The following is a 10,850-nucleotide window of genomic DNA, read 5'->3' as shown; positions in this document are numbered from 1 at the left end:
GCTTTCTGGATAGCCTCCTCCAGGCATGATTGAAGCTCTTTCCACAAGGATGCTTCGCTCAAGCCATAATAGTGAGAAATGCTTTTCAGTATCGCATAACTGTTCACTTGGATACCGAGCATTTGGAAAAAAGTCAGCAGTTTCTGCGGCTCATCGTGATACAGCGAATTCGGATACCCCGCACGCAGTGTGTACGCCGGGTCCTCAAGAGCATTCGCGTTTAACCAAGGCACATGCACACGCAGGGCATCATGATCGCGAAGCAGCAGTCCTTCGATTTTGCCTTGCTTCCATACCAGCACACAGTTCTGACCGTGTACTTCCGGCATCATACCGAGTCGGAACAAGCGGAAGCAGATCTCGAAGTAGGACACCAGCACTTCACGAAACAGCTGTACGGCAGCTTCAGCACTTTGATCTGATCCAATCAGTTTCAGCCACTCATCAAAAATATGGCCGTTTTCCACTGATTCGTGAACCGATAGCGCCGACATTGGCAGCAAACGAATATCAGCATCTTGCACAAGCTCTGCCGGATATTCCCGAATCATCGTGGATAAATGTCTTGGATAGTCGGCGAACAGATCCCGATCTTCCGGTAAATACGCCCACCATTTCGTTTCATCGCATAAAAACAGCTTGTGCTTCAGCACGGCATCCCGCTCCACGGCTTGTCTCATCAAAGACTCCGCTTGCTGACCGTTCATCAGCTTGATCGCCGACAGATAACGAAGTCCGCCCAGTGAATAAATGCCTAACGGCAGTTTCACATGATATTGACTCTCATTTTCCGGCATTAAAGACCGCACAGATGATGTCGCGTAGAAGGTACCCGTTTCCGTTTCCAAAGGAATACAGATCTTCTCTTCGAGCTCCCTTTTAATCTGCTCTGGCAGAATCGCCGACATCTGCCACGGATGCACAGGAATAGCGGTATATGCACCTTCACCTAGACCACGTCTATCCAGCTCAGCGCTGATCTGATTTCGCTCTTCGTCCGTGAGCAGCAGGTCTACAGGGAATAACTCCTTCCCCTCCTCAAGCCCGGATACGACGTAATCTTGCTTCACGGCCATCCAGTTCAGCTTGATCGGACGTCCGAATTCAGCCGTGTAGCTGCTGCACTCATCATAAGCCCATCCTTGCTTCACTTTGGACACGGGATGAAAAGGTCTGTCACGGTAAGCCGCTTTGCGCTCTGCCTCCAGCAGAGCAGCCGCCTGCGTCAGTCCGAGAATATGCGCGCTTGGCTGCTCATTTTCAAGCGAAAATGAGGTTTGAAGCAGCGTTTGCTCAATCATATGCAGGAACTTTACCGCTCCATACGGATCAACCGCCACGGGGTCATTTGTGTACAGAGTCACAGCATACCCCATAAGCTCCAATGGTCCGAGTCTGGACAAGTCCTTTCCTTGGGTTACTTTGTACACACCGTAGGAAGCTTCGAACCGATATGGCTGTGTGATCGACGTGCTCACGGGAAATACGATCACGGCATCCTCCAGCTTCCACCGGTATACATGAGTTGCCTGCGCTTCTACCTCAACTCCAAACTGTTCCTGGACCATTTTTAACTGATCATCCTGTGAGGCATTTGAAACCCACTCCCCTTTGGACAACAGTTCTATAGACACATGACCATCTAGAAATTGTTCTGCCAATAAAGCATTCACGAGATCTTCCATGACCCTTTGTTCAGCCTTATTGCTCGTAAGTTTGTTTGGCATTATACATGGCCTCCTTGAGAGAAACGATAATGTGCTAAGGGGTTCGGAACATGCTTCGGATCGACTTCCATGTCCTTCCATAACCTTCTTCGCGCTAATTGTTCGATCCGAATTGTATCGGAGAAGAGATCATATTTTTCAAAATTAGCCTTATGCTCCGGGTGTTCCTGTTGATACTGCTGAATCACATCCGCAACCATTTGCCAAAACTCCGACTCTTCAAGCCCATAACGCTCGTTCAAAAAGATCCCGATATCGCCTAAACACACAAAGAAAAAGGCGCTATGCAGAAAATCCTTCACGGCATCCAAATCATCCGTTTGCATATAGGAATGCCGGTTAATMGCCCGGTGCGCTGCAGGTTCTAAGTTCAGATCCGGACAAAATTCCGGCTGTGGAAGCTGCGCTTTGGAGAATCGCAGGCCATCGTGGAAATCCTTCAACGCGAGCCGAGCAGGCAGGCCATCTTTATGGATGAGCACGATATTCTGAGCATGCGACTCCATCGCAAGTCCGTGCGCATACAGCATGTGAATAAGCGGGGTTATGGCTGCATCAAGCAGCTGGCGCGTCCATGCTTTGAGGCCATATTGCTGCACCCACGGCTCAATGTATGGCTGTTGGCCATCTACATACGTGACAGAGCTCAGTGGAATAGCGGCTTCGCCGTCTTTCAAGAAACGATGAACGCTTTGCCTCCACACAACTCCTAGATTCCCGTAAGCCTGCGGCTGCAAGTTGGCCGGGAGCTTATCATACTCATAAGTGATGCCTGCAAATTCGGCCAGAAATACAAGATCAAGCTTCTTGGCCGTCTCGTCTTTTTCTGTCAGTGACAACAACCAACGTGAAACAAGTGGCGCATTCAGGATGGTGTGCTTCGCAAGCATTCGTCTGGTCGATGTATTCGTAATATTCAGCGCCATTTTCAAATAAGCTTTCTCTTGGTTCGACTGATTCGCCCAACTGCGAATAGATTGCTGCGCACGGTACACATCATCCCCAGACCCAAGCTTCACGATCGTAGAGTCCGCTAATTGCTGCTGGAATGCGGAGGTAATCATGTGCTCATACTGCCAAGGATGAACAGGCATGAACAGGTAATCGGCGGCATTCAGCCCTTTTTCGATCAAAATCGCCTCGAACTGGCTATAAATTTCTATGCCAAGCTCATGCTGAATAATGTCCCGATAATTTTCCCCTTCCAGAAGTGAAAGCTGACTATCGGACTTGGCAACAGCTACCCATACAGGCTGCAAATCTTGATTAAACTCAGGGCCGTACCTTTCATTCTCCTCTAGGCTAAAGCCAATCCGTGATTTATAGCACGGGTGATAGGGATGACCATCCAGCAGACTTTCCAACTCATCATAGCTGCGCTGCTGCCCCGATTGMGGCACGGATGCCCGGTAAGCCTGAGCCTGCACATCTTTCACGAACGTGCTTTGCAGCTCTTCAAGCAGCATCCCCAGCCGTTCTTGATCTGGCTGAATCTGACCAAGCACTTCCAGGACGAACTGAGACACTTGTGCAGCAGCCCATTCTTCATTCCCCTTCTGGCGCTTGATCGTATCTCTGGCTAAACGGATGCGGTCAAAGGTCATTTTTCTTTTCGCATAGAAGCGGTAGGTAACCGTCTCCCCATCAGCCGCTTTCCCTTGCAGAGCAAGCTCTCCATCAAATCCAGAAGCCGGCACCCCGCTCAACGGAATGGCAATCTCCTCATAAAGAACGGCTTCAATTAACTGTCCAAGCACCCGTTCCTCTACTTTTTTATCCAAATCAGCCTGGCTTGCAGGTACCCATTGTGTCGTACTCATTCGCTACACCTCATTTGATTATTTCCTGACCGCCTGCTAGGGCAGTCGATTCCTTAAGCGGCGTGATGTGGGGAAACACTTTCATTTTCATCCAAATGTTACTCATAATAAGCAATCCGGCTGCACACAGGAAGATCATCGGCAAACCAAAGCTCGACGCTATGACTCCCATACCGAGCGAGCCTGCCAAGCCGCCAAGCAGCACAGCGCAGTTGACGTAGCTGTATGTCCGACTCTCCATGATAAATATCCGATGCGAACCGAACTTGTCGCCCAGCTTGCCCAGATACGGAGCTGTAATCATATTGGCAATCCCCATGGACGCCGAGGTAATACCTGCCAGGACGACCAGATTATCTGATCCAGCCGCCAAATGCTGTACGTACAGCGGAATGAGCGGCAGTGTGCCGATCATTGCCGCCCTTAATATTGCGGAGGAGACGAAAAGCGAGGCAATTGGCTTTCTAGCCACAATCATTTTGAAATCCTGAATCAGATCCGTTTTCTTCTCGGTTTTTACTTYCTTCTCGAACGTTTCCTTAACGCCGAAAATAACGATGAATGCAGCTACAAAAATACTGATGCCGGTATAAAAAAACACCTCTCGCAGACCGAAGTGGTCAGCCATCAAACCGCCTATCAGCGGCCCGCATATCGTACCGGCCACCGCCCCGGAGTGCAGAATGCCCAATGCATATCCGCTGCGCTCCTTGGGCGTATTCGTTGCGGTAAGCGCAATGGCTGCCGGTCCAAAGCCGGAAAGAACACCATTAACGAGACGCAGCAACAGCAAGTGCACGGGACTGGTTGCAACACCCATCAGCGTAATGGTAATTGCCATGCCGATTCCGGATCGGACGAGCATCACTTTGCGCCCATAGCGGTCAGCCAGTTTCCCCCAAAGCGGGGAGAACAGAAAGGCCGTTAACAGGTTCGCCCCATAAATCATACCGGACCAGAAAAGCACTTTTTTCGGATCCGTAAGTCCAAGCTCTTGCAAGTACAGCGGTAAAAAAGGGGTAATACTGCTCGTTGAAGCCATGGCCATAAATTGACCGACGTATAAAATGTAAAGGTTTCGTTTCCACTTCTCCACAACTACACCTTCATCGGATTAGGGATATTGACAAACAGCGGTCTTTCTCCCCTGGATAAAAAACAGCTTGTGAAGTTGGCTTTCGCGGGCAAGCTTCCGCTGTGCAGTAAATCATCAATATAAGGAAGCATTCTTTCATCTGCTCCTGACCGCTCCTGCTCAAGCACATTCTGGACGACGCGCCAATATTGCTCTTCGCCTTCACGGCTATATGCCGCAATCGTATGGATCAGTGAACCTAAGTGATTCACGAAGAAATAATATTTAGTCCTCATCCAAGCTTCTGCCTCTTCGTACAGCACGGGACTGCTCTCTGCCAACAGCGTCTGGGTCCAGCCCGCTTCAACTGCCTTGCGGCGATCGATGCTTACGCCTTCGAGGTCACGCACATAGAAGCAATCGGGCATGCCGTTCTTCAAGGACACAAGCGAGTTCTGCAAATGAGCCTCGAAGGAAATTCCCTGCTCGGCCAGTAGGCGCAGCAGCGATACCATCGAGATTCGCAAGTATTCAGCCAGCCACTCACGCATGTCAGGCAATATGCCCTGCCTGCCTTGTCTAATTGCCTGAATCAGTTTAGGCTCCGTTTGACCTGGCCAACTTTCTAACACCGAAGCCAGCACATACGTGGATGGGTTAGGAAGCTTCATCGGACGGTAAATGACCGTGAAACATGCTGACCAATCCTCTGGCATTTCTGCCAACCTAACGCTGCTGTAGCCCGTCTCGGAAAGAATGCGGAAATGATCGTTATTGCATTCATTCCTAAGATGATGCAGCACTCGCGCCGCATCCATCGTCCGCTCTGCTTGCTCCTGCGTGTTCTCGCGCAGCAGATTCGTGATGCGAACATGCAGCGGCAGCTTGAAGCCGTAGCCTCCTGTCGGCTCCCACACTGTTCTTACCGAAGAAGTCGGATATACAACAGGACCACATAAACCAAGGCTGATGATATCTGCTTTCTTCATTCTTTCCTGAATTTGTGGCTGGCGCATTACATAAACCGCCTGCCAAGGATGCATAGGCAACAATTTGTAGCTTCCAGCTGCATCGCCTAATTGCTGACGCGCATGCAATGTGGCAAAAGGCCGAAGCGCCACAGCTTCTTCTCCGTCCAGCCACTCTTCATGCACCAACTCGTTGCGAACTGCAAAATAATGCAGTTGAAAGGAAGCGCCCCTCTCAGGGCTGTAGGTAGCAAGCTCGTTAAAGTCAAAACCTTCGGTGCTTTTCGGATATGGATGAAACGGGTGACCGCTATAGAGCGACTGCTCCGAGCGGACGCATTCCGGTTTCCAAGCGAGCTCCGCTTGCGTTTGATTAAGAAAATGCTCCATGTACTGGCTCATCTTCCGGTAGCTATTCTCGATTCGCGATCTAACTTGCTGCTCGTCACTATGACCATTTTCAGCCTTTTCACTTTTCCCCAGCTCTGTAAGCAGCAGCGTAAGCAACCGCTCCATGTCCAGCTCCCGAAACACACCACCGGATATCGCTTCATAGAAAAACGATCCATACGTATGCTGGCCCATGGCCGAGTAATACGTTATGGCTCCCGTAATCGTTTTGCCGATCATCGGGAGATGAAGCATAAATGGATCGCCTTGCTTAGGAAAGGAATCGATGAAATATCGTAATCCGGGGATTGCTGCCCTTGGGTCTCTTTCCCCGGTCTCTCTCAAATAGCTGTTTAGTAATGCGCGTATGGTCGCCATTTCCGCAAGCTCCGTGCTTTTCGCGGCTGCGTCCGTTTGCTGTTGTAACATCCGTGGTCGATCTCTCCTCTCTCTACCGCTCCAATCACGCATCCAATGCTGCGCAGGCTGCATGAACAGCTTCACTGAACAGGCGTGCAATCTCATCCAACTGCTCCTGTGTGACGATTAACGGTGGTAAGAAACGCATGACAGAAGAATGTCTGCCCCCGACTTCGAGAATTAGGCCTCTGTGGAAGCATTCCTGTTGTATCCGTCTAGCCAACTCGGGATACTGGGGATAATGACCAAGTCGATCCAACGCTGCTTTCGCATTGACAATTTCTACACCGACCATTAAGCCTCTTCCACGCACATCTCCAATGCAGTTCACATCAAGCTTCAGCTCGTTCAAGTGATTGCGTAAATGTTGACCAAGCTTCTCTACCTTGCCAGGAACATCATGTTCCTTGATGAATTTCAGTGTAGCTAGACCCGCTGCCATCGCCATCTGATTCCCCCGGAACGTACCGATATGCGCCCCCGGCTTCCATACATCCAATTTGCTATTGTAAATGACGACCGATAATGGCAAACTTCCGCCAATCGCTTTGGAAAGTACCAGAACATCCGGAATGATACCGGCATGCTCAATAGCAAACAGCTTGCCAGTCCGCCCAAGTCCAGTCTGTACCTCATCAATAATGAGTGGAATATTCCGCTCTTGCGTAATTCTCCGCATTTCGCGAAGCCATTCCACAGGTGCAGGAATAGAGCCTCCTTCGCCTTGTACAACTTCGAAAATCATCCCGGCAGGAGAAACAATACCGCTTTCGGGATCGTCGAGTAAATTTTCGATATAGCGGGAGGACAGCTCATGCGTCTGTTCTCCACCGACGCCGAACGGGCAGCGGTATGCGTAAGGATATGGCATGAAGTGCACGTCCGGGATAAGGCCGTTCACCTTCTCTTTTTGCCCTAGCGTTCCGCTAAGGCTCATAGCTGCATGCGTTGACCCGTGGTACCCGCCTTGGAAGGACAGGATGCTGCGGTTGCCCGTTGCCGTTTTGACAAGCTTAATCGCAGCTTCGATAGCATCTCCGCCAGTCGGCCCACAGAACTGGATCCGTGCGTTCTTAGCGAACTCCTCCGGCAAGCTGGCAAACAGCTCATCCACGAATTGCTCCTTCAGCGGAGTTGTTAGATCCAGCGTATGCAGCGGTCGCTTGCTGTCCAGCATTTGCTTGATCGCGTCAACGACCACAGCATGATTGTGACCGAGCGCAAGCGTCCCGGCTCCGGCAAGACAATCGTAATACACCTTGCCGTCCATATCTTTTACGTAAATTCCCTCCGCTTCTTGTATCGCAATCGGAAGCCTTCTAGGATAAGATCTCGCATTGGATTCCCGCTGCGATTGGCTTTCGAGATAGCGCGTATTTTGGGACTGTTCCGTGACAGTAAGATTAACCATTATTGCTTCACTCCTTCAGATCTTGTTTGTTTTATGTTTACGTGATAATGATAATCATTATCAGTTTACATAATCAGCATACCAAACAAATCCGAATACAGTAAATTCTCCGATCAGATAATATCACTACTCCGATTGAAGCATGACCTTCTCTTCACTGCCCCCATATTGCAGTATTTTCTTCACCGTATAAATAAAATCTGCACCCGAAACATCGATATTGAGCGCCTTTTTCATATTCTGAATATGTTTCTTGACGGTATTCACACTCACATATAGCTCTTCCGCAATTCGTTTAATCGAATAATGGTTGCATAACATCTCGGCGATTTGCCGCTGCCTCTCACTCAAGCTATCCATTTTCCCGCTTTGCGGATCATCCCCATAATTCTCACCGTTAGCCATCGTTGGCGAAGAAAGCCGATCTTCCTGATCGGCTCCCCCATACTCAATCGTGACTTTCACCGATTCATTCATCTTAAGTCGCATCACCTGATYAACGACAATTTGATGCAAATCGACCAGCTTAGCTCGCGCCAATTCATCCTCAGCACTGGAATCGATCGTCAATCGCACTTTGGTTAAGGTCATATTCTCTCTCTCCATCCGTATATAGTAGGTGACTCTCACACTATTATCTCTATACCGTCAGCAAATTTTCTTGCAGGAAAGCTTCTGCTATCTCATCCAAAATAAGATCGATGGCAATAGGGCCGTAATATCCAATCCACATTGTTGTATTGACCGAGTACACTTGCTTGGCTTGTACGGCCCTTAGACCTTGCCATGCCTCGGATTTTTGATATTCACTGATCAATTCTTTGTTGGAATCGTCCGTTAAAACTAGTAAACGATCTACCTGTTGAAGCGACTCCAGCGAAATCCACTTGCTAGAACTCTCGCTGTCATTAGCGCACTCTGGAGCTTGAATTCCTAGGTCACTGTACAAAATATCTGCTGTGCGGTGTGCAGTCGTATGAAGCCGAATCTGATGATCGCGCGGCCTGATTAGGGCAACGGTCTCGCCACCCAACTTGCTCGCTAGAGCGGCCTGCAGAGTAGCGATCTTATACTCATACGAGGCCAATACGTCAGGCACCTCTTGCTCTTTGTCCAAAATCTGCCCAAACGTTTGAAGCGTGGAACGCCAATCCGCGTTCCGATCCAGCAGCAGTGTTGGCGCAATCTGAGCAAGCTCGGCATACCTATGCGCTTGAAACTCTGTACAAATAATAAGATCGGGCTCTACCTGCTTAATTGCCTCGAGATCAGGCTTCTCCTTAGTCCCCATCAATTTGATGCCGCTCAGCTGATGCGAGACATAGGCAGGGAATTCCGAAATATCCGATGTAGCAATAACGGTGCCAACGGGCTGTTTGCCGAGTGCCAACAATTGATCGATATATTGCGTATCGAGTACAACGATATTCTCCGGTATTTTGTCCAGCGGCAGCTCGCCATTAAGATGTATGATCGTTCGAGTTGTATGTAAAGCAGTAAAAGCCCTCGATTCTGATGACTTTCCGACTACGGCCGAAGACTGTACCAAAGCTCTTTTGGTATGAGCTGCACTCCCATCTGCCTGGGCGCTTACAGCGGCCGGCCCTGAGCATACACTCAGGAGCAAGGCAAACGTCAGCATAAAGCCAATAGCCATAGAAGACTTAGGATTTGAGTGGACATAGGATGCCATATTTCCAGCTATTTCTTGATAATGATATTCATCCTCACCTAACCCACTATACTTTTGCAATTTACTGGGAACAATGGGCAATTGCGACAAAACCAATGGATTTTGACGACGGAAATCCGCCTGACTGGATTTCTCTCTGAATCGGCCCGGAGAAACGCCAACATGCTTTTTAAATATTCGGCTAAAATAGTAACTATCCGCATATCCGACGTCCTCTGCTATTTCGGCAATGGGTACGTCCGTATGCTGCAGAAGCGATTTCGCTTTCCCTAATCGTACCTGCATCAAATATTCCATCGGCCCCATGCTTACCTTCGCTTTGAATAGCCGCTGCAACTGTCGGCCGTTGCAATCCAGCAGATCTGCCAATCCCTGCAGGGTAATTTGCTCCGCATAACGTTGCTGCATGTAGCGAATCGCTTGACCGACAGGCTCCGGACCTGTCATTTCGCTGCCCTGCTCCTGTAACTGCTGAAGCATCTCATAGACAAACTGATGAAATAACGCTTTGACATGGAACTTTTCCAATGCCCCAAGCTGCGTCCATTGTTGATGCATTTCTTCCATCTGTAAAAACAAAGAAAGCGAATGCTGCGGCATAAATCCAAACTGCAATTTAAATGGATTGCTTTTCTCCTGCAGCCGCAGCAGATCTTTCCTGRCAGGAAGCGCTAGAACAGCTTTATAAAACACCATAAAATACTCAAAAGTCTCCAAGACATTGACAATATCAAGAAAAGTGCCTTTGCCTGCATGACAAACATGACATTTATCCACAGCATATACGCTATTATCAAGCAGCAGCTGGGCCCTCCCCCGCGTTGCATACAGAAATACACTCGCTGGAAGCTGATAGGCATGTATACTTTCACCTGGCTGCATAATCGTACGACGCACGTCTAGCACTTTCAGTGCCGCATGATTCCAAAGCAAGATTTGCTCCTGAAAAGACAATTCCCGTTCACCTCCTGGTATTTGTTGGATGATTATCAATTGACTAACTTTATTATATTGATACTGATAATCAATATCAATTGTTTTATGTTTAAAACCCAATATTATACAATGTTCGCCAAAAGAATCTCATAAACTAGCTTTGTCTGTACCTGCGCCTCTTCCTCCGTCAAACGACTAACAAACTCCATCTCCCCTTGCCGATAGCGCTATTACAATCCCTATGTTGTACTTTGTGCAACATTATGACCGCATTTAGCCCTCCGCACTCCCCTATATTGTACTTAGTACAACATTACGGGCTCCAAACCGCTGTTTTCGTGTAACAGCGCCAAATTGATTGTACTTTGTGCAACGAGGGCTGGAATTGCAAGCAGTAGACCGCTCTATGT

Annotated in this window: 7 protein-coding genes; all 7 read right to left on the bottom strand. The window is 48.9% G+C overall.

Annotated elements, in window-relative coordinates; translation table 11 throughout:
• Positions 1 to 1,727: IucA/IucC family protein (locus tag AC1DUA_RS16350; RefSeq protein WP_477500775.1), on the bottom strand; the 1,727-nt coding region annotated here is incomplete at its 3' end.
• Positions 1,727 to 3,547 carry an IucA/IucC family protein gene (locus AC1DUA_RS16345; RefSeq protein ID WP_477500774.1) on the bottom strand — a complete coding sequence of 607 codons (1,821 nt, stop codon included), beginning with the start codon at positions 3,545 to 3,547 and terminating at the stop codon, positions 1,727 to 1,729. The genes AC1DUA_RS16350 and AC1DUA_RS16345, both read right to left, overlap by 1 nt.
• A 10-nt stretch (positions 3,548 to 3,557) precedes the next feature.
• Positions 3,558 to 4,643, bottom strand: a complete 1,086-nt coding sequence (locus tag AC1DUA_RS16340) for an MFS transporter (protein ID WP_477500773.1) — start codon at positions 4,641 to 4,643, stop codon at positions 3,558 to 3,560.
• A gap of 2 nt (positions 4,644 to 4,645) precedes the next feature.
• The gene (locus AC1DUA_RS16335; RefSeq protein ID WP_477500772.1) at positions 4,646 to 6,505 is read right to left on the bottom strand and encodes an IucA/IucC family protein; all 1,860 of its coding nucleotides are present in this window, start codon (positions 6,503 to 6,505) and stop codon (positions 4,646 to 4,648) included.
• On the bottom strand, positions 6,444 to 7,811 hold the full coding sequence (locus AC1DUA_RS16330) for a diaminobutyrate--2-oxoglutarate transaminase (protein WP_477500771.1): 1,368 nt from the start codon (positions 7,809 to 7,811) through the stop codon (positions 6,444 to 6,446). Before AC1DUA_RS16330 ends, AC1DUA_RS16335 begins: the two co-directional genes overlap by 62 nt.
• 126 nt (positions 7,812 to 7,937) lie before the next feature.
• Positions 7,938 to 8,402, bottom strand: a complete 465-nt coding sequence (locus tag AC1DUA_RS16325; protein WP_477500770.1) for a helix-turn-helix transcriptional regulator — start codon at positions 8,400 to 8,402, stop codon at positions 7,938 to 7,940.
• Positions 8,403 to 8,451: 49 nt separating this feature from the next.
• Complete coding sequence (locus AC1DUA_RS16320) at positions 8,452 to 10,458, bottom strand: helix-turn-helix domain-containing protein (protein ID WP_477500769.1); 2,007 nt, start codon at positions 10,456 to 10,458, stop codon at positions 8,452 to 8,454.
• Positions 10,459 to 10,850: the final 392 nt, after the last annotated feature.

The sequence above is a fragment of the Paenibacillus sp. 01T422 genome, from assembly GCF_056398785.1.
This window is presented reverse-complemented; position numbering and strand designations above follow the sequence as displayed.

Excerpts from the sequence above, each read along its gene's own strand:
- AC1DUA_RS16330 (WP_477500771.1), bottom strand. The coding sequence starts at position 7,811 with ATGGTTAATCTTACTGTCACGGAACAGTCCCAAAATACGCGCTATCTC.
- AC1DUA_RS16335 (WP_477500772.1), bottom strand. The coding sequence starts at position 6,505 with ATGAGATTGCACGCCTGTTCAGTGAAGCTGTTCATGCAGCCTGCGCAG.